Origin of the sequence: Citrobacter youngae, assembly GCF_003818115.1 — a bacterium.
GTDB lineage: Bacteria > Pseudomonadota > Gammaproteobacteria > Enterobacterales > Enterobacteriaceae > Citrobacter > Citrobacter youngae.
Genome location: NZ_RPOI01000042.1, coordinates 1 through 18,636, shown reverse-complemented (window position 1 = coordinate 18,636; position 18,636 = coordinate 1). Strand labels below are relative to the sequence as shown.

Genomic DNA, 18,636 nt, shown 5'->3' with positions numbered 1-18,636 from the left:
AGAAAGAGCTCGTACGCAAGTACGGGCTTTTTTTTCGCATATTGCATTTGCCGGATGCGGTGCAAGCACCTTATCCGGCCTACGAATGACGAACAACCTGTAGGCCTGATAAGCAAAGCGCCATCAGGCATGCCATTTATCGCCGAGTAAGCAGCGTCAACACTTCGTAGTGTGCTGTGTGCGGAAACATATCGAAAAGCTGGACGCGTTCAATGCGATACCCTGGCAACTCACGAATATCCTTCGCCATGGTTTGCGCATTACAGCTGGAATAAATGATAAAACGCGGTGCCATGTGGGAAAGAAAATCACACAGCGGTTTGCCAATTCCCCGACGCGGTGGATTCACCAGCACCAGGTCCGGTACTTCGCCCTGAGCGGTAGCAAACTGAGTTGAGTCCAGCGCCTGAAAATGCAGGTTCTGTAACCCAAGCTCCTGCGCAGACTGCTTCGCGCAGGTAATCGCCTCTGGCGCGATTTCAATCCCCGTCAGTTTCATTTGCGGTGTAGCACAGTGCAGACCAAAACCCCCAACGCCGCAAAACAGATCCCACATGTGATTAACCGGAAGCTGGCGTACCCAGTCGCGCGCCGTGGCATATAGCTGCCCCGCCACTACCGGGTTGGTCTGGAAGAAACTCTGCGGGCGTATCCACAACGGTACGTCGTTAAAACGTTCGGCCAGTGCCTGCTGTTCGGTCAGGAAGATTTCTGTCTCCCCTTCCATAATCGCCATATGCACAGGCTGGATATTAACGCTAATGACTTTTAACTGCGGTAACTGTGCCTGCAGCCACGGTAGCGCCGCGCGCAGTTGTGCCAGTTTCGCGTCGGAACGCAGGACAAAACGCAGCATTATACTGCCATCAAACTGGCTTTCCGTTAACAGCAGATACTTCAGCTCCCCGCGTTTACGCGCCACGTTATAGGGCGTCAGCCCCGCGCGGGCGATAAACGGTTTGAGTGTGGCAAACACGGGCGCAAAAGACTCAGGATAAAGCGGGCAGTCGCACAAATCCTCCGGCGTACCGTCACGATGCAGCATGCCCAACAGCGGTTTCTCCACGCTGCCGCTAACCACCATTTTAGCTTTATTACGAAAAGCGCTTTCCGGGCCGCTGACCGGCGCGCACCATTCACCGACCGGATAATCGGCCAGCAGATTTTGCAAATCGGCTGTTTTGGCGAAGAGTTGATCGGCGACAGGCTGTGCTATCCACTGACAGGAGCGACAGCGTTCGGCGTCATAAAGTGCGCACTGCATACAAAAACCTACAAATTAACCGGGGGCCAAAATTATACACGTTATTGCAAGCGGAAGAACCGCCTGCTGGACGCAGGAACAAAAAGCAGTAGCAACACCAGCATATCCGGCAATTTTTGCATCACCAGCGTATGCAGGATTTCGCGTCTGGACTCCCCCGCAATACTGAACAGTTCCGGATATCCGTAGCCCAGCGAAGCTGCCCACAAATAGACGCTGGCGATAATCTGGGTCAGCAGATAGATCCAGCGGGCCCAGCTCCGTCCTTTGACCAGCGAAAATGCGCAGAAAATTTCGATAAACAGCAGCACCAGACTGCCCAGAAATACCAGCGTCAAATTCCAGGTCTGCACACTGCGATGAATAAACTCACTGGTTCCACGAAACCCAAGCGTATTAAAAATCATCAACAGATCGAGACAGCGGATCATAATGATAGCCAGCGCCGCCACCTGCACCAAAGCAGGGACGTTTAAGCGGGCATGTGATGTGGATGATTTCTTAAAAAATCCCAACGCGTCGTCTTCCATGAAAACGGCGCAACCACCACAGCTGCGCCGTATAGACAGATTGGCAGATTTTAGTTTTTTCAGCCGCGTCTTGCACGTTGGATATCGCGTATCCGTTGTTTTTCTGTTCGCGCCATCAGATACCACGCGATAAATCCGATAATTCCTACCACGCCAAGGATCAGCGTCGCCAGTGCGTTGATCTCCGGGTTAACCCCCATACGTACGCTGGAGAACACCAACATCGGTAACGTTGTGGCCCCAGGACCAGAGACAAAGCTGGCGATAACCAAATCATCCAGCGATAGCGTAAAGGCCAGTAACCAACCGGAAATGACCGCCGGCATAATCATCGGCAGCGTAATGACGAAAAAGACCTTCAGCGGCGTCGCGCCAAGATCCATCGCCGCTTCCTCAATGGAGTGATCCAGTTCGCGCAAACGCGAGGAAATCACCACCGCTACATACGCCGTACAGAAGGTGACGTGCGCCAGCCAGATGGTCAACATACCGCGATCCGCTGGCCAGCCAATGGCGTGCGCCAGCGCCACAAACAGGAGCAGCAGCGACAAACCGGTAATGACATCCGGCATAACCAGCGGCGCGGTGATCATAAAGGCAAAACCATTCGAACCACGAAAACGGCCAAAACGCACCATCACCACGGCAGCTATGGTGCCGAGGATCGCCGCCATCGTCGCAGCACAGGCAGCAATCGTTAAACTCATGCCGACGGCACTCATCATTGCAGTATCGTGGAAAAGTTCACCGTACCAGCGTGTTGACCACCCCGCCCACACCGTCACCAGCTTCGAGCTGTTAAAAGAATAGATAACTAACATCAGCATGGGGGCGTACAGAAACGTAAACCCCACGACCAGGATAAAGATCCGCCACGGCGAGCGGACAACCGGTAAGTTATTCATCCGTGTTCCCCCACGCTTTTCTGCTGATACTTATGGAACCACATGATTGGCACAATCAGTAACAGCAACATGATGATGGCAACCGCAGACGCCACCGGCCAGTCACGGTTATTGAAAAACTCCTGCCATAACACGCGGCCGATCATAATGCTGTCCGGCCCCCCAAGCAGTTCCGGAATAACAAATTCCCCTACCGCCGGGATAAACACCAGCATTGAGCCAGCGATAATCCCGCCTTTGGTCAACGGCACGATCACGCTATAGAAGGTTTTTAATGGTCGGGCACCTAAATCCAGCGCAGCTTCCACCAGCGAATAGTCAATGCGCGTCAGTGCGGTATAAATCGGCAGCACCATAAAGGGCAAATAGGCATAAACAATGCCAATATAAACCGCCAGGTTGGTATGCAGGATCGTCAATGGCTGATCGATAACGCCCAGCCACATCAGAAAGTTGTTCAGCACCCCGTTATTTTTCAGGATCCCCATCCAGGCGTACACGCGAATCAAGAAAGAGGTCCAGGAAGGCAGAATCACCAGCAACAGCAAAATATTGCGCGTCGAGGGTTTGCTGTGCGCCACCGCCCACGCTAGTGGATACCCCAACAACAGACAGCAGATCGTCGAAATCCCCGCTACCTGCAAAGACTGCAGGTAAGCATCGAAATAGAGCGGGTCGTCCGTCAACTGCAGGAAGTTACCTAAATTGAGCGTAATAGATAGCTGACCATCGGCCCATGCCATAAGGTCAGTGTACGGCGGTATCGCCCGTGCCATTTCTGACAGGCTAATCTTAAAGACAATCAGAAACGGCAATAAAAACAGGAGAACCAGCCACACATACGGCAACGCGATCACCAGCTTGCGACCATGTTTCATTTGCAACTGCGACATATACAGCGTGAAACGGCTCGCTTTTTCGGCACGTGCCGGAGGTTCAAGTGTACTCATCTTTACTCCTTAAACCGTCAACACCACACAGCTGTCCGCATCCCAACACAAACGTACCTCGTCACCCCAGGTCGGTAGCCCCTTGCGATAGCGATGTTCGTTTTGCAGCTGGGCACTCAACATCTGGCCGCTTTTTAAACGCACGTGATACACAGACAAATCACCCAGGTAGGCAATGTGCACCACCTCACCCACCGCAAAGTTATAGCCATCCGGCGGAGGGGCATCACAGAGCATGATTTTTTCCGGACGAAGCGCGACATACACCGGTACGTTATCGACGATGGAAGTATCAGCATCCACTTTTAGCGGATGCACCAGCCCCGGAGAATCAATCACCAAACCGTCCTCCTGACGCTCCTTTAGCAGTCCCTCAAAAACGTTTACCGAACCGATAAATTCAGCGCTGTAGCGGGTGGTCGGGTGCTCGTAGATCTCTTCCGGCTCGCCAATCTGCACAAATTTCCCGCGGTTCATGATGGCTATACGACCCGCCATGGTCATGGCTTCTTCCTGGTCGTGCGTCACCATCACGCAGGTCACCCCTACACGCTCAAGAATATCAACCACTTCCAGCTGCATGCGGTCGCGCAGTTTTTTATCCAAAGCGCCCATCGGTTCATCCAGTAACAGCAGCTTAGGGCGTTTGGCCAGGCTCCGGGCCAGTGCCACGCGTTGACGTTGACCGCCTGAAAGCTGATGCGGCTTACGTTTGGCGAACTCCTGCATGTGCACCAGTCCCAGCATCTCATTCACCCGGCTGGCGATTTCCGCTTTCGGCAGCTTGTCCTGCTTGAGACCAAAGGCAATGTTCTGCTCGACAGTCATATGCGGAAACAAGGCGTAGGACTGAAACATCATATTAATTGGGCGCAGATAAGGTGGAACGTGCGCCAGATCGACACCGTCCAGCATGATTTGCCCGGTAGTCGGCAGTTCAAATCCCGCCAGCATCCGCAACAGGGTTGATTTACCACAACCGGACGCACCCAGCAGGGCAAATATTTCGCCTTTGTAGATAGTGAGATTGACGTCATCGACGGCGTGCTGACCGTCAAATGACTTCGTCAGGTTGCGAATTTCAAGCAGCGGGGTCAGCGCCTTGCGGATTTTCGCTTGTGGGCGTGGGGTTGCATCATTCACTCAAGTGCTCTCCGGCATAAATAAAGAAACAGTGCAAATAACGCACCTTATTGGTGCGTATTGCCGGGTTTTGTGTGTTCGGGATCGCGACATCCCCGGCAGGCACAAGCACCGCCGGGTCATGTCCCGAACATCGGGTTATTTCCCGCTTTTCACCTTCGTCCAGGCACGGGTGCGTACACGATCGATCTTCGGATCCTGTACTTTCAGTGTGAACAGTTTGGCGCGCACGTCCGCTGGCGGATAGATACCCGGGTTATCACGAACTTCCGGGCTAACCAGAGCCGTCGCTTCTTTGTTCGCATTGGCGTAGAACACGTGGTCGGAAATATGCGCAATCACATCAGGGCGCAGCAGGTAATTAAGGAACTGGTAGGCTTCGTCTTTGTTTTTCGCATCTGCAGGCATCGCGAACACATCAAAGAACGCCATCGCCCCCTCTTTGGGAATCGAGAAGGAAATATTGACGCCATTTTTCGCTTCTTTCGCACGGTTTGCCGCCTGCCATACATCCCCTGCCCAGCCAATCGCTACACAGGTATCTCCATTTGCCAGATCGTTAATGTATTGCGAGGAGTGGAAATAACGGATATTCGGACGCAGTTTCAACAACAAATCGGTTGCCGGCCCGGTGTAATCATCCGCTTTGGTACTGTTTGGATCTTTACCCAAATAGTTCAGCACAGTAGCAAACACTTCTTCAGGCGCATCGAGGAAAGAGACACCGCAGCTTTTGAGTTTTTCCAGATTCTCCGGTTTGAGGATCAAATCCCAGCTGTTAACCGGCGCATCCGCACCGAGCACCGCTTTAACTTTATCTACGTTGTAGCCAATACCGGTGGTTGCCCACATATACGGCATAGCAAACTTATTGTCTGGATCGTGTTTACCCACCAGTTTCAGCAGTTCAGGATCGAGGTTTTTCCAGCCTGGCAGTTTGCTCTTGTCCAGGGGCTGGAAAACGCCCGCGGTCAGTTGCCGTTCGAGGAAACTGGCTGACGGGACAACGAGGTCAAAACCGGTGCTGCCAGCCATGAGCTTACCTTCCAGCACCTCATTGGAGTCAAATACATCATAAATGACTTTAATGCCGGTCTCTTTCTCAAAATTAGCCACCGTGTCCGGAGCAATATAGTCAGACCAGTTATAAATATGCAGTGTTTTTTGTTCAGCAGCGAGCGTGCCGGCAGAGATGGCCATCAGAGCACCTGCAACCAGGCCTGATAACCATTTTTTATTTAAGGCGGTCATAATCTCTTTCCTTCTGAAAGTTCGTTAACAAACGAACAAAAAAGTCACACTCTAATGATATGCAAGAAACGTGCATATTATTTCATGCGGCATCAATGAAAGAGAGGTCTCTCTCCCCGCCGCTATTGCTCGCTGATATCCGCTGACTTATTCAACATGCATACAGCTACAGATAGCTCATAATAGGCAAATTGAACGGTGGCGTTTACAAGCCTTGCAAGAATAACTTTAGCCAGGATTCGAGGATATAGCCCAGATAAAAAAACGTCTTTTATCAATTTTTTATGCAGGTTTTGTCTATGACGTAAAGCGGAAGGGGCGGAACCGAAGTGAATAATTCTTTAAGAAAAGGTTAAATGCAGAATAAAAACGTGAAATACGCAACCGCTCTGGCAGCGGCTGCGCTATAAATACCCAAAATCAGGAACGATTAATGGAGGAAATGAACCTCTGCATTGCCGTTTTGCCCGTCTTCTTCGGCATTAAACAACAATTGATGTGCCCCCGCTTCAAGGATCACCATCGATATCTGTTCTTCGCTCTGACGCACAAAACATTCAAACTGTTCAAACGTCACACCCGGCATCACGGATAAAGACTGGCAAACCACCAGTTTTGGCAGATTATCATCCTGCATATCCAGAAAGGCTTTTACCGTCAGTGAGCTGGCATTGATAGCGGATAGATCGGCGGCCAGCGGCAGCAGCGCTGAAGGTCTGACTTCCGCCATCGCGGAAAATAGAATGACGTTATCCACCAGATCAATTTTTGCATCAAAAATGCCATCGAAGTTCTGCATGTGCGGTAGATGCAGCGCCTGACAGGTATCACATTCAAAAAAACTCATGCCCAGGTCGTCGAGCCATTGACGCAACGTATCCAGAGTGGGAACGACCAGTGATGTCATAATAATGTGCGACCTCTATTGATGAAAAAATTACCGGCACAGCTTACGCAAAAAGACCGTGTCATACCACGATCGCTATCGATATTGCGTTTAGCCGCCGATTTTAAGACAAAATTCAGGAGTAGCATGGCGCTCGATCCACTGGATCATCCGCGCAGCAATATCTATCCCTGTGGTTTTCTCCACGCCTTCCAGCCCTGGAGAGGCGTTGACCTCCATAACCAGCGGTCCGCGTTCTGCACGCAGGATATCGACGCCAGCAACATCAAGCCCCATCGTGCGGGCAGCTTTAAGCGCAATGTCCCTTTCCTGCAGCGTGATATTGGCAATCGTGGCAACTCCGCCGCGATGCAAATTAGAACGAAAATCGCCCTCTTTGGCCCGCCGCTCAATAGCCGCGACCACCTCATCACCCACAACGAAACAGCGAATATCTCGCCCCTTCGCCTCTTCGATATATTCCTGGACCAGAATATGGGCATTCAGACCACGAAATGCATCCACTACGCTCTCTGCGGCCTGGCGCGTTTCGGCCAATACCACACCGATCCCTTGAGTCCCCTCCACCAGCTTCACCACCAGCGGCGCACCGCCGACCATATCAATCATATCGCTGGTATCATCCGGCGAGTGGGCTATTCCGGTAGTGGGCAGGTCAATTCCCTGCCGCGCCAACAGTTGTAACGAGCGCAGCTTATCGCGTGCGCGGGTAATCGCTACTGACTCATTCAGCGGATAGCTACCCAGCATCTCAAACTGACGTAATGCCGCCGTACCGTAGAAGGTAATGGCTGAGCCAATTCTTGGAATGACCGCGTCAAAATGGGGAAGCTGGCGGCCTTTATAATGGATAGAAGACGCTGCCGGGCTAATGTTCATATAGCAAGAAAGGGGATCGATAATTTCTACCAGGTGACCGCGTTGCATCGCTGCTTCACGCAGGCGTTTGCAAGAATAGAGCGTTCCATCCCGGGACAAAATGGCAATTTTCACCCTGCACCTCTCTAAAAGACCTGGTAAAAGCTGGCGTATCATACACCGGGTTAAACGCTTTAGCGCGTCGCCCACCCCTGTTTATGCAAATATTCCAGGATAAAGGGACGGCTTTCTTTAATGATGGTGCGGCGAATGTGATCGCTCCAGGTATCGCGACGCGTGTTGCTGCCACGGGTCAGATAGTATTGCGCAAGCTGTTCATCATATTGCGACAAAATATCCTGATCGAGCGGCTGGTAATGGTTTTCATGCACCACCAGTGTTGCTGGCAGCCGGGGCTTGATGTCCGGGTTATCCGCAGGCCAGCCGAGACACAGACCAAACAGTGGCAAAACATGCTTCGGCAGCGTCAGTAATTCCGTTACCGGCTCAATATTGTTGCGCAGACCGCCAATGAACACACCGCCAAGTCCCAGCGATTCAGCCGCTGTCAGCGCATTTTGCGCCATCATCGCCGTATCAACCACGCCAAGCAACAGTTGCTCAGCCAGCCCCAGTTGCGCATCGGGGCAAATCTGCAAATGGCGATTAAAATCGGCGCAAAAAACCCAGAACTCGGCGGCCTGTGCGACATGCTTTTGTCCGCCGGATAAGGTCACCAGGGACTCCCGCAGACTTTGATCGGTAATACGAATTATCGTCGTGCACTGCAAAAAACTTGAACTTGATGTCCCTTGAGCGGCAGCAATGATCGCCTCACGCTGTGCGTCCGAAATACTTTCATCGGTGAAATGGCGAATGGAACGGTGGCTGCAAAGTAAATCAATGGTTGGCGTCATCTTTTTTTTCTCTGGCTGAATGGGAAGAAGCGTCGGGAGCACGCGACATCAGCTGCGGTGCCAACAGTTGCGCAATGCGCAACATCAACACCACCGCGGCGGGAAGCATTAACAGTACACCCAGAAATATCATTACCACACAGGCCAATGGCCCGTTCAGCGGTGCGGGTAAGGTGAGATAATCGTTAAGCGACAGCAGCGCCAGCGATAACAAAACCATCCCGATGATTTCCAGAATCAATACGCTTTTGGGTAACACGCCCACTGTGCGCATAGGTGCCTCCCGATAAATGGCGCTTAGTGTAAAACGTTCCGACAGCCCATGTTTAACAAAAATGCGGATTGAAAAACGAAGGCATAGACTAAGGATATCAAAGCAACAGGCTGAACCTGCTTTCCATCCGTCACAAATCGCGGCATCATAACAACATTCGCCATCCGGCCTGATAAGTTCGAGGAGATAGAGATGTTTGCCGTTATTTTTGGTCGCCCAGGGTGCCCGTATTGCGTGCGCGCAAAAGAATTAGCAGAAAAATTAAGCAATGAGCATGACGATTTTAACTTCCGCTACATTGATATCCATGCCGAAGGTATTACTAAAGCAGATCTGGAAAAAACGGTAGGAAAGCCAGTTGAGACCGTTCCGCAGATTTTCGTTGATCAACAACACATCGGCGGCTGCACGGATTTTGAAGCGTGGGCAAAAGAGAATATGAATCTGTTCGCCTGATAGCTGTTTCTACGCCCTCCGCTGGAGGGCGTAATCAGTTTTTTTTCCGCCGCTGACGCTGGTTGAATAAGCTACTGATAAATAAAAAACACAATGCCCCAAGCGCACACCAAAACACTGCACTGAACAGCCATGCCAGCTCTTGCCACAGCGAACGCGTCGGCATAAAAACGAACCGCATCAGTAACAAGCAGCACGGCGCTGCCAGTATTGCACCAAGAAGGGGTTTGAGCACCTCGCGACGGTGGGAGAAAAAGCTTGCCACAGCGCCAGGCAGTATAAAAAACAATAACCCGACCTCAGGATGCCCAGCCGCTCTAAATGCGCCTTTCATATTCAGCGTTAATGAAAGACACACTACAATAAAGAGCACAAAGCAGCAGATCGCACCCGCCCAACTTTGCTTATGTTTCAATCGTTCCTCCTGACATCTTCTCTATCGAACACTCTTTTCGCCCGCAGGCGTCCAGTCAGATAAAGTTACTCGGCATTCCATGCCAAAAACACACCCACACGATTCTTATAGCCGTTGATACGTAATGAGATTAAACTAGCCGCATATATTGTCATGCTGCATTATTTGGGGCTGTGTACGATGCTGTCGCCCCTTAATTTCTGGCAAAAACATTAGCGTAAATTGCCATTTCTTTCAATAGCTTACTAGTAAACAAGAAGTTAGCCTCCGTGAATATAAACGTCGCAGATTTGTTAAATGGGAATTACATCCTGTTATTATTTGTGGTCCTGGCTCTGGGCCTGTGTCTGGGTAAATTACGCCTGGGTTCAGTCCAACTCGGTAATTCCATTGGCGTTTTAGTGGTCTCCCTATTATTAGGTCAGCAGCACTTTAGTATTAACACTGACGCATTAAATCTTGGCTTTATGCTGTTTATTTTTTGTGTCGGGGTGGAAGCCGGTCCCAACTTTTTTTCGATTTTTTTTCGGGATGGGAAAAATTACCTGATGCTTGCACTGGTGATGGTCGGTAGCGCGCTGCTGATCGCCCTGGGACTGGGTAAGCTATTTGGCTGGGATATCGGCCTGACGGCAGGCATGTTGGCTGGTTCAATGACGTCTACGCCCGTTCTGGTCGGCGCGGGCGATACGTTGCGCCATTCAGGGATGGAAGGTACACAGCTATCCACCGCCCTTGATAACCTGAGTCTGGGTTACGCCCTCACCTATTTAATTGGGTTGGTCAGTCTGATTGTGGGTGCGCGCTATCTGCCAAAACTGCAGCATCAGGATCTGCAAACCAGCGCCCAACAAATTGCGCGTGAGCGCGGGCTGGACACTGACGCCAACCGTAAGGTTTATCTACCGGTGATCCGCGCCTACCGTGTCGGTCCAGAGCTGGTTGCATGGGCTGACGGGAAAAATCTGCGCGAGCTGGGCATCTACCGCCAGACTGGTTGTTATATTGAACGTATCCGCCGCAACGGTATTCTGGCCAACCCGGACGGTGACGCAGTGCTGCAAATGGGCGATGAAATTGCCTTAGTGGGCTATCCGGATGCACATGCTCGCCTCGACCCCAGCTTCCGTAACGGTAAAGAGGTGTTCGATCGCGATCTGCTCGATATGCGTATCGTCACCGAAGAGATTGTGGTGAAAAACCACAATGCCGTAGGTCGTCGTCTGGCCCAGTTGAAGCTGACTGACCATGGCTGCTTCCTGAACCGCGTGATCCGCAGCCAGATCGAAATGCCCATTGACGACAACGTCGTACTTAATAAAGGCGATGTATTACAGGTCAGTGGCGATGCGCGCCGTGTGAAAACCATTGCCGATCGTATCGGCTTTATTTCCATTCACAGCCAGGTCACCGATCTGCTTGCTTTCTGCGCATTCTTTATCATCGGCCTGATGATCGGGATGATAACTTTCCAGTTCAGTAATTTCAGCTTTGGCATTGGAAATGCGGCTGGACTGTTGTTCGCCGGGATCATGCTGGGCTTCCTGCGTGCTAACCATCCAACGTTTGGCTACATTCCTCAAGGTGCGCTGAACATGGTCAAAGAGTTTGGCCTGATGGTCTTTATGGCTGGTGTCGGTTTAAGCGCAGGTAGCGGCATTGGTAATGGCCTCGGCGCAGTGGGTGGCCAGATGCTGATTTCGGGTCTGATTGTCAGCCTGGTTCCAGTGATCATCTGTTTCTTGTTTGGAGCTTATGTATTGCGCATGAACCGGGCCCTGCTGTTCGGGGCGATGATGGGGGCGCGTACCTGTGCGCCAGCAATGGAAATCATCAGCGATACTGCGCGCAGCAACATTCCTGCTTTAGGCTATGCGGGCACATACGCGATTGCTAACGTTCTGTTGACGCTGGCGGGGACACTCATCGTCATCATCTGGCCCGGCATCGGTTAGAGCTGTTTTTTGCTTTTAATGAAAATTTTTTGCAGGTAAGCAGAACTTTTCTTAAAGGCGTCAGTCATAACTATTGCCACTGCTTTTCTTTGATGTCCCCAATTTGTGGAGCCCATCAACCCCGCCGTTTTGGTTCAAGGTTGATGGGTTTTTTGTTGCCTGGATTTTAACTCCCTCCCTCCTCCCCCGAAATTCCTCCCCAAATTTGCAGCATGCCGGTTATGGCACATACTTTTACTCGGTGCTAAATGGTGATGGGGGTTGCTATGTTACTCGCAGGCAAAGTCGCGGTGATCTTCGGCGGCAGCGGGGCTATTGGTAGTGCGGTTGCGCAGACCATGGCGCGCGAAGGTGCCCATGTGTACCTGGGCGCACGCCGTCAGGAAAAGCTTGATTGGGCAGCCAGTCGCCTGCGAATGGCGGGTGGCACTGTCGATACGTTTATCACCGATGTGCTCGACGAGCACGACACCTCAACACAAGTTACCCGCCTGGTACAGCGAATCGGTGGAATTGATGTGGTGGTTAACGCGACCGGCTTTATGCATGAACAGGGCAAGCGCATCGAGGCATTAGCCCTCTCTGAGTTTATGAGCGGTATCACTCCTTTCCTCTCGGCACAGTTCAATATCGCAAAATCCGTAACGCCGCACATGGGCGGCAATCGAGCGGGCGTTATTCTCACCGTTGTCGCGCCCGTGGCCCCGATGGCAATACCTGGGCATTTGGGGCACATCGTCGGCTGTGCGGGAACAGAGGCTTTTATTAAAGCGCTCGCCAGCGAACTGGGACCGGCAAATGTTCGAGTCGTCGGCGTGCGCTCACATGCGATTGTGGACGCGGTAGCGGCCGGTTCCTATACCGGGGAGATTTTCACCGCTAAAGCGCAATCAATGGGTTTAACCGTCGATCAATGGTTAGCGGGCGCGGCGCAAGGCACCATGCTCGGACGCCTGCCTACGCTTGCTCAAATCGCTGAGGTTACAGCCTTTCTGGCTTCAGACCATGCCGGAGCAATGACCGCTACGGTGGTAAATATTACCGGGGGCGCAACCGTAAGCTAATTTACCCGCTCTTTCACGCCGTGCGCTGCTGCGAGCTTTTTTTTGCACTCGTGCGGGAACACAATGCTATGCCACACATAATAACCAACGCGCTCACCAGATGATATGAATGCAGAGTGACGTGCATAAACATCACGCTAAATAATCCGCCACTCAGTGGAATCAAGTGTGAATAGATCTCTCCGCGCGTTGCGCCAATGGCGCTAATCCCTTTGTTCCATAACAGATATGACAGCCAGGAAGGAAAAATAACAAGGTATGCCAGCCCAGTAATAACGCCTGTATTTGCATAGCTATTCCAGCCCGGCATACCATTGCGTATCAACGCCAGAGCCAGTACCGGAATAAGTACAATCGCACCTAACAACGCGCTCACGGCAACAAATGCGTTTCCCTTCACCTCACACGGTTTAACGCGTAGAAAGGCACAATAAACAGCCCAACTCAGCGCTGACCCCATGGTCCAGACATCGCCCCGATTGAGATGTTCCAATACCTGTGCGTGCATCAACCCGCCTTGCGACACCAGCCAGATAACACCAACGGTACTCAGGAGCACACCTGCTATATTTCGCGCAGAGATCCGCTCTTTAAAAAAGAACTTATTGATTAACAGAACGAGTGCCGGTGTGGTGGACATATAAATCGCGGCATTGAGCGAGGTTGTATATTGCAGGCCGATATATAACGTTAAGGGGAAAAGAACCTGACCACAAAGCGCGAGGAAGACGATAGTACCAAAGGATTTTCTCATCGCTGGCCACTGCATGGCGATCTGTCGGAAATAAAGCGCCATCAATAGCAATGCGGTAAATACCCAGCGTGCTGCTGATAAAACGATGGGATTAACTTCGGCAACCAATATATGGCCGACCACATAGTTGCCGCCCCAAAAACAGGCAGCCAGACTGAGTAAAAGATAGGGCATATTTGCGCCTTATTGTCAGTTGTACGGTATGACCACAAGGCTACGGCGGCGTGAGAATGAATGCTAATATAACGTTTTCATCCATGTGCATAGATTAAAACTATGAAATTCACGCTAAGGCAACTTGAGTTTTACATCGCACTTGCAGAAACATTACAAATTTCCAAAGCTGCTGCGCGCTGCCATATTTCTCAGTCATCAATGACCATTGCCATGCGGAATCTGGAAGAATCATTAGACGTGCAGCTATTTGTACGTTACCCCAAAGGCGTGAAGCTCACCGCCGAGGGCGAGCGCTTTCTGGCACATGCCTGCAACATCATCAACAGTAGCCACTCGGCTGTTGACGCCCTGCATGACAGGAGTGAAATTCTCACCGGCACGGTGCGCATAGGCATTGCCGAAACGCTCTCAGCCTATCTCATCCCGGATATACTCAACGATCTTGAACGACGTTTCCCTTTGCTGGAGATCGTATTTTATGAAGCTACTGCACCGGAACTGGTACAGGCGCTACGGGAACAAAAGGTCGATTTTTGCCTGCTTCTGACCTCAAATATCAGCCATGATAACGACCTTGAGATCGAAACATTCATTCGTTCACAGCGCCGCCTGTGGACGTCTATTGGGCATCCGCTACAGAGCCGGGCATCGATCCGTTTAATAGACGTCGAAAAGCTACCATTTTTACTGCTGGAAACCGATAAGTACCCTGACGTAATCATCGATTACTGGCAGCAGCGTGGCTATACGCCCAATATCAGTTTTCGCAGCAACTCTTTTGAAGCAATAAGAAGCCTGGTTGCAAAAGGCAGAGGAATAACCATTTTATCCGACCTGGTGTATCGCCCGTGGTCACTGGATGGTCTGCGCGTCATGCACAGAACGATTGATGATTTTATTACTTATATGGATGTCGGGACGGTAAAAAAAGCCGCCCGTCCGTGGACGCCTGTGGCGATGAAAGTCATTGATTTTTTACGTCAGGCCGTTACCCGCCTCGACAAACCATTTTAATGATTTCATCTCTGAGGTAATCCGGCAATACGCTCCACCATCACCAGAATATCTTCCCGCGAGAGCGGTTTTTTATCTGTGACAAAATGCAGCGTCATCCCTTCAATAAATGCATCCAGCGCTCGTGCGGTTACCGGCTCGAACCACTGCTCCAGCGTTTGTTGGCTGCGTAGCATCCAGTTTTGCATCACTGTTTTTAGCGCCGGTTTACGGCTGGCGAAGGCATATAACTGATACATAAGCTCCATGTTGTCAGGCGTTGTGACCTGAGAGCTATAGATCATATCGGTAATCGCATGGCAGGCCTGTGGCGCATTTTCAACACCGGCAAAAAATGCCTGATATTGCACAGACATGGTGTCAGTAAAACGCTCGAATGCCTCCATTAAAAGCTCATCTATTCCCGAAAAGTAATAGGTCATTGAGCCCAGCGGCACCTCGGCAATCATGGCGATTTTCCGGTGTGTAACCCCATGAATACCATGGATTATAACCGCATCCAGCGTGGCCTGGACTATTTTATCCCGTCGTTGTGGGTCGTTCGCGCGTCGCACTGCTTTACCTCTTCTTGCATTTGTGTACAAATGTACACAACCTTGCTAATGTTGTCTTCTTCCCTCTTTTCTTTGGCTCGAATTCATGACTGGCATCTCATCACGCAAAGCCTTAAGACGTCGCACCTGGGCGCTGTTCACGTTCTTCTTTTTACCAGGATTATTAATGGCCTCCTGGGCAACGCGTACCCCTGCCATCAGAGATATTCTCTCCATCTCTACCGCCGAAATGGGTGCGGTGCTGTTTGGACTCTCAATTGGTTCGATGAGTGGCATTCTTTGTTCGGCCTGGCTGGTGAAACGATTTGGCACACGCAACGTCATCCGCGCCACCATGTCATGCGCGGTTCTGGGAATGACAATTCTCAGCCTCGCATTATGGTTGCATTCCGCCTGGCTGTTTGCGTTTGGTCTGTGCGTGTTTGGCGCCAGTTTTGGCGCGGCAGAAGTGGCTATCAACGTCGAAGGTGCAGCGGTTGAGCGTGAAATGAACAAAACTGTTCTGCCGATGATGCATGGTTTCTACAGCCTTGGAACGCTGGCTGGCGCAGGTGTTGGCATGGTACTTACCGCCGTCAGCGTCCCCGCGACAGCACATATTCTGCTGGCGGCGATGGTGGCTATTACCCCTATTTTTATCGCTATTAAGGCTATCCCCGACGGCACAGGTAAGAATGCTACTGACGGTTCGCACGCCGTTGAAAAAGGGTTGCCATTCTATCGCGATATGCAGTTGCTGCTGATTGGCGTCGTGGTGCTCGCAATGGCATTTGCCGAAGGTTCCGCCAACGACTGGCTTCCATTACTGATGGTTGATGGACATGGATTTAGCCCGACATCCGGATCGCTGATTTATGCCGGCTTTACGCTCGGTATGACCGTCGGGCGCTTCACCGGTGGCTGGTTCATCGACCGCTACAGCCGTGTGGCAGTAGTACGCGCCAGTGCACTGATGGGCGCGCTCGGTATCAGCCTGATCATTTTTGTCGACAGCTCATGGGTGGCAGGTGTCTCGGTGATCCTTTGGGGGCTAGGGGCTTCTCTCGGCTTCCCGCTGACCATTTCAGCCGCCAGCGATACCGGCCCTGATGCGCCAACCCGCGTGAGCGTTGTTGCGACTACTGGCTATCTGGCATTCCTGGTAGGTCCGCCGCTGCTGGGCTATTTGGGTGAACACTATGGCCTGCGCAGCGCCATGTTGGTTGTGCTGGCGCTGGTGCTTGTCGCAGCCATCGTAGCGAAGGCTGTGGCTAAACCGGATGTCAAAAATACCACTGTGATGGAGAACGGCTAATGGGTATCAAGTTAATTGCAGTAGACATGGACGGTACGTTTTTAAGTGACCAAAAGACCTATAACCGCGAGCGGTTTATGGCGCAGTACCGTCAAATGAAAGCACAAGGGATCCGCTTTGTAGTCGCCAGCGGCAATCAGTATTACCAGTTGATCTCTTTTTTTCCCGAACTGGCCAATGAAATCTCATTTGTGGCGGAAAACGGTGGCTGGGTGGTCAGCGAAGGGGAAGATATTTTTAACGGTGAACTGGCAAAAGACGATTTCCAGACCATCGTAGAATATCTGCTGACCCGCGCAGACGTTGATATTATCGCCTGTGGTAAAAACAGTGCCTACACCCTGAAGCAGTACAGCGATGAGCATAAATCCATCTCTGCCATGTATTATCACCGTCTTGAGTTTGTCGATAACTTCGACAACATCAACGATGTATTCTTCAAATTTGGCCTGAATATCTCCGACGATCGCATTCCCCAGGTGCAGGCAGATCTTCATGAGGCGATTGGCGACATTATGGTACCGGTGCATACCGGATACGGCAGTATCGATTTAATTATTCCGGGTGTTCATAAAGCCAACGGTCTACGCCTGCTGCAACAACGCTGGAATATTACCAACGATGAGGTTGTCGTGTTTGGCGATGGCGGAAATGATATCGAGATGCTGCGCCAGGCAGGATTTAGTTTTGCAATGGCCAACGCCCATGAGCCGGTTATCCAGGCGGCGAAATATCGCGCGGGTTCGAATAACGAAGAGGGCGTGCTGGATATTATCGACCGCGTGTTAAACAATGAAGCACCGTTTACACATTAACGCCTCAGCACAGACGGCAACAAAATGATGGCATGATCTATTCATAATCCGCCTCAAATTAACCCACTGGATTATTACTTCCAGTGAATATTTCAGGTGAGCAGATTATGAAGAAAAGTGTACTGATGGCAACAGTGTTGCTGGGATTTGCAGGAACAGCATTTGCACAGAATGTTACCGTTGATGTACCAAGCGGATACAAAGTAGTGGTTGTTCCTTCTTCCGTCAATGTTCCGCAGGCGGTCAGTGTCGCTACTGCCCCGCAAACGGTTTATGTTGCTCCGGCAGCCACTCCAGCCCCTGTTTACCGCGCACATCCGTATGCGCGTCATGTTGCCAGCGTAGGTGAAGGGATGGTCATTGAGCATCAGATTGATGACCATCACTAATGATTGCAAAGCCCGGAAACCGGGCTTTAACCTTCCCGGGAATTCCCTACCCGCTTATCTTTCAGAAAGATAACCATCAGAATCAGCCACAGCACACCGCTGGCCAGATTAAACAGACTGAACAAGCCGTTTCCACCCAGCAGATAAGCATGTTTGCTCAGCTCAATACCAACGGTAAATATCAGCATTTGCAGCATACCCATTGCAGCTGAAACTGTCCCTTTGCTCATTTCACTGGCAAACAGCGTCAGGCGCACCAACCCGGCATTCGCCACGCCAATGCCAAATGCATAAAGACTTAAACCTGCCGTCATCCACAGATACGCATGAGAAGAAACAACCGTGGCCGCGGCGGCAATGATCAATCCCACGGAGATTGGCCAGCCCCCCATGATGATCAGCGAGCGCACCGTGCGGCGGGATGTCAGACGCGCCAGCACCAGGTTACCTGCAATCAGTGCACCAAAAATCGGCACCTGCAGCAGGCCATATTCGTAGCTGCTGAGATGTTCGCCACTGATAATAATGATCGGGGACTGCGCAATCCACGCCAGCAATGGCAGACTGACAAAGCCCAATGCCAGTGCGCCTGCGACAAAACGCACATTCTTTAGCACCAGCTTATAATCTTTGCCCAACGCTTTGATAGAAAGCTTCTCGCCCAGACGGGTAGCCGTTTCCGGCATCGCGCGCTGCAGGCCAAAAAAGGCAATTGCAGCCAGCGCGGCAAACAGGACAAACATGCCTTCC

The 18,636-nt window shown here is 51.4% G+C and carries 20 protein-coding genes and 1 pseudogene; 7 read left to right on the top strand and 14 right to left on the bottom strand.

What is annotated here, in order from left to right; translation table 11 throughout:
* Nucleotides 1-136: 136 nt before the first annotated feature.
* From rlmC to EHN13_RS23570, 10 genes are all read right to left on the bottom strand, one after another.
* Entirely contained in the window at nucleotides 137-1,264 is a 1,128-nt protein-coding gene (gene rlmC / locus EHN13_RS23615) for a 23S rRNA (uracil(747)-C(5))-methyltransferase RlmC (protein ID WP_061067607.1), read from the bottom strand.
* Nucleotides 1,265-1,305: 41 nt separating this feature from the next.
* Nucleotides 1,306-1,794 (bottom strand): YbjO family protein, encoded by a 489-nt coding sequence (locus tag EHN13_RS23610; protein ID WP_048212154.1) that lies wholly within the window; start codon nucleotides 1,792-1,794, stop codon nucleotides 1,306-1,308.
* 59 nt (nucleotides 1,795-1,853) lie between these two features.
* Entirely contained in the window at nucleotides 1,854-2,699 is an 846-nt protein-coding gene (gene potI / locus EHN13_RS23605; RefSeq protein ID WP_048212155.1) for a putrescine ABC transporter permease PotI, read from the bottom strand.
* Complete coding sequence (gene potH, locus EHN13_RS23600; RefSeq protein ID WP_124022174.1) at nucleotides 2,696-3,649, bottom strand: putrescine ABC transporter permease PotH; 954 nt, start codon at nucleotides 3,647-3,649, stop codon at nucleotides 2,696-2,698. Before potH ends, potI begins: the two co-directional genes overlap by 4 nt.
* A 9-nt stretch (nucleotides 3,650-3,658) precedes the next feature.
* Nucleotides 3,659-4,792 (bottom strand): putrescine ABC transporter ATP-binding subunit PotG, encoded by a 1,134-nt coding sequence (gene potG, locus EHN13_RS23595; RefSeq protein WP_061067606.1) that lies wholly within the window; start codon nucleotides 4,790-4,792, stop codon nucleotides 3,659-3,661.
* Between the two features lie 138 nt (nucleotides 4,793-4,930).
* Nucleotides 4,931-6,043 carry a spermidine/putrescine ABC transporter substrate-binding protein PotF gene (potF, locus tag EHN13_RS23590; protein ID WP_048212156.1) on the bottom strand — a complete coding sequence of 371 codons (1,113 nt, stop codon included), beginning with the start codon at nucleotides 6,041-6,043 and terminating at the stop codon, nucleotides 4,931-4,933.
* 430 nt (nucleotides 6,044-6,473) lie between these two features.
* On the bottom strand, nucleotides 6,474-6,950 hold the full coding sequence (locus tag EHN13_RS23585) for a type III secretion system chaperone family protein (RefSeq protein ID WP_005123602.1): 477 nt from the start codon (nucleotides 6,948-6,950) through the stop codon (nucleotides 6,474-6,476).
* 90 nt (nucleotides 6,951-7,040) lie between these two features.
* Nucleotides 7,041-7,943 (bottom strand): 30S ribosomal protein S6--L-glutamate ligase, encoded by a 903-nt coding sequence (gene rimK / locus EHN13_RS23580; protein WP_124022173.1) that lies wholly within the window; start codon nucleotides 7,941-7,943, stop codon nucleotides 7,041-7,043.
* Nucleotides 7,944-8,002: 59 nt separating this feature from the next.
* Nucleotides 8,003-8,725 carry a nitroreductase NfsA gene (nfsA, locus tag EHN13_RS23575; protein ID WP_124022172.1) on the bottom strand — a complete coding sequence of 241 codons (723 nt, stop codon included), beginning with the start codon at nucleotides 8,723-8,725 and terminating at the stop codon, nucleotides 8,003-8,005.
* Nucleotides 8,709-8,999 carry a YbjC family protein gene (locus EHN13_RS23570; RefSeq protein ID WP_048212159.1) on the bottom strand — a complete coding sequence of 97 codons (291 nt, stop codon included), beginning with the start codon at nucleotides 8,997-8,999 and terminating at the stop codon, nucleotides 8,709-8,711. The genes nfsA and EHN13_RS23570 overlap by 17 nt, the downstream gene beginning before the upstream one ends.
* A 192-nt stretch (nucleotides 9,000-9,191) precedes the next feature.
* Between EHN13_RS23570 and EHN13_RS23565 the strand changes: the two genes are divergently transcribed.
* Nucleotides 9,192-9,455, top strand: coding sequence for a GrxA family glutaredoxin (locus tag EHN13_RS23565; RefSeq protein WP_005123606.1), 264 nt, complete (start codon nucleotides 9,192-9,194; stop codon nucleotides 9,453-9,455).
* A 34-nt stretch (nucleotides 9,456-9,489) separates the two neighbouring features.
* Here EHN13_RS23565 and EHN13_RS23560 read toward each other — a convergent pair whose 3' ends face one another.
* Nucleotides 9,490-9,870 (bottom strand): inner membrane protein YbjM, encoded by a 381-nt coding sequence (locus EHN13_RS23560; protein ID WP_040233923.1) that lies wholly within the window; start codon nucleotides 9,868-9,870, stop codon nucleotides 9,490-9,492.
* A 269-nt stretch (nucleotides 9,871-10,139) separates the two neighbouring features.
* Here EHN13_RS23560 and EHN13_RS23555 point away from each other — a divergent pair, with 269 nt between their 5' ends.
* Together EHN13_RS23555 and EHN13_RS23550 are read left to right on the top strand one after the other, a co-directional pair.
* Nucleotides 10,140-11,825, top strand: coding sequence for an aspartate:alanine antiporter (locus EHN13_RS23555; RefSeq protein ID WP_040233921.1), 1,686 nt, complete (start codon nucleotides 10,140-10,142; stop codon nucleotides 11,823-11,825).
* Between the two features lie 266 nt (nucleotides 11,826-12,091).
* Nucleotides 12,092-12,889: an SDR family NAD(P)-dependent oxidoreductase gene (locus tag EHN13_RS23550; RefSeq protein ID WP_124022171.1), complete on the top strand. Its 798-nt coding sequence runs from the start codon at nucleotides 12,092-12,094 to the stop codon at nucleotides 12,887-12,889.
* 13 nt (nucleotides 12,890-12,902) lie between these two features.
* Here EHN13_RS23550 and EHN13_RS23545 read toward each other — a convergent pair whose 3' ends face one another.
* Entirely contained in the window at nucleotides 12,903-13,817 is a 915-nt protein-coding gene (locus EHN13_RS23545) for a DMT family transporter (protein WP_101741835.1), read from the bottom strand.
* Nucleotides 13,818-13,919: 102 nt separating this feature from the next.
* Between EHN13_RS23545 and EHN13_RS23540 the strand changes: the two genes are divergently transcribed.
* On the top strand, nucleotides 13,920-14,834 hold the full coding sequence (locus EHN13_RS23540) for a LysR family transcriptional regulator (protein WP_124022170.1): 915 nt from the start codon (nucleotides 13,920-13,922) through the stop codon (nucleotides 14,832-14,834).
* Nucleotides 14,835-14,839: 5 nt separating this feature from the next.
* Here EHN13_RS23540 and EHN13_RS23535 read toward each other — a convergent pair whose 3' ends face one another.
* Entirely contained in the window at nucleotides 14,840-15,388 is a 549-nt protein-coding gene (locus tag EHN13_RS23535; RefSeq protein WP_061067600.1) for a TetR/AcrR family transcriptional regulator, read from the bottom strand.
* Nucleotides 15,389-15,473: 85 nt separating this feature from the next.
* Between EHN13_RS23535 and EHN13_RS23530 the strand changes: the two genes are divergently transcribed.
* The 3 genes from EHN13_RS23530 (at nucleotide 15,474) to EHN13_RS23520 (ending at nucleotide 17,886) form a co-directional block, all read left to right on the top strand.
* On the top strand, nucleotides 15,474-16,682 hold the full coding sequence (locus tag EHN13_RS23530) for an MFS transporter (RefSeq protein ID WP_048212164.1): 1,209 nt from the start codon (nucleotides 15,474-15,476) through the stop codon (nucleotides 16,680-16,682).
* Nucleotides 16,682-17,497 (top strand): Cof-type HAD-IIB family hydrolase, encoded by an 816-nt coding sequence (locus EHN13_RS23525; RefSeq protein WP_048212165.1) that lies wholly within the window; start codon nucleotides 16,682-16,684, stop codon nucleotides 17,495-17,497. Before EHN13_RS23530 ends, EHN13_RS23525 begins: the two co-directional genes overlap by 1 nt.
* A gap of 107 nt (nucleotides 17,498-17,604) precedes the next feature.
* Nucleotides 17,605-17,886 (top strand): hypothetical protein, encoded by a 282-nt coding sequence (locus EHN13_RS23520; protein WP_048212166.1) that lies wholly within the window; start codon nucleotides 17,605-17,607, stop codon nucleotides 17,884-17,886.
* 26 nt (nucleotides 17,887-17,912) lie between these two features.
* Here EHN13_RS23520 and EHN13_RS23515 read toward each other — a convergent pair.
* Nucleotides 17,913-18,636, bottom strand: a pseudogene (locus EHN13_RS23515) (multidrug transporter MdfA); the annotation flags it as partial.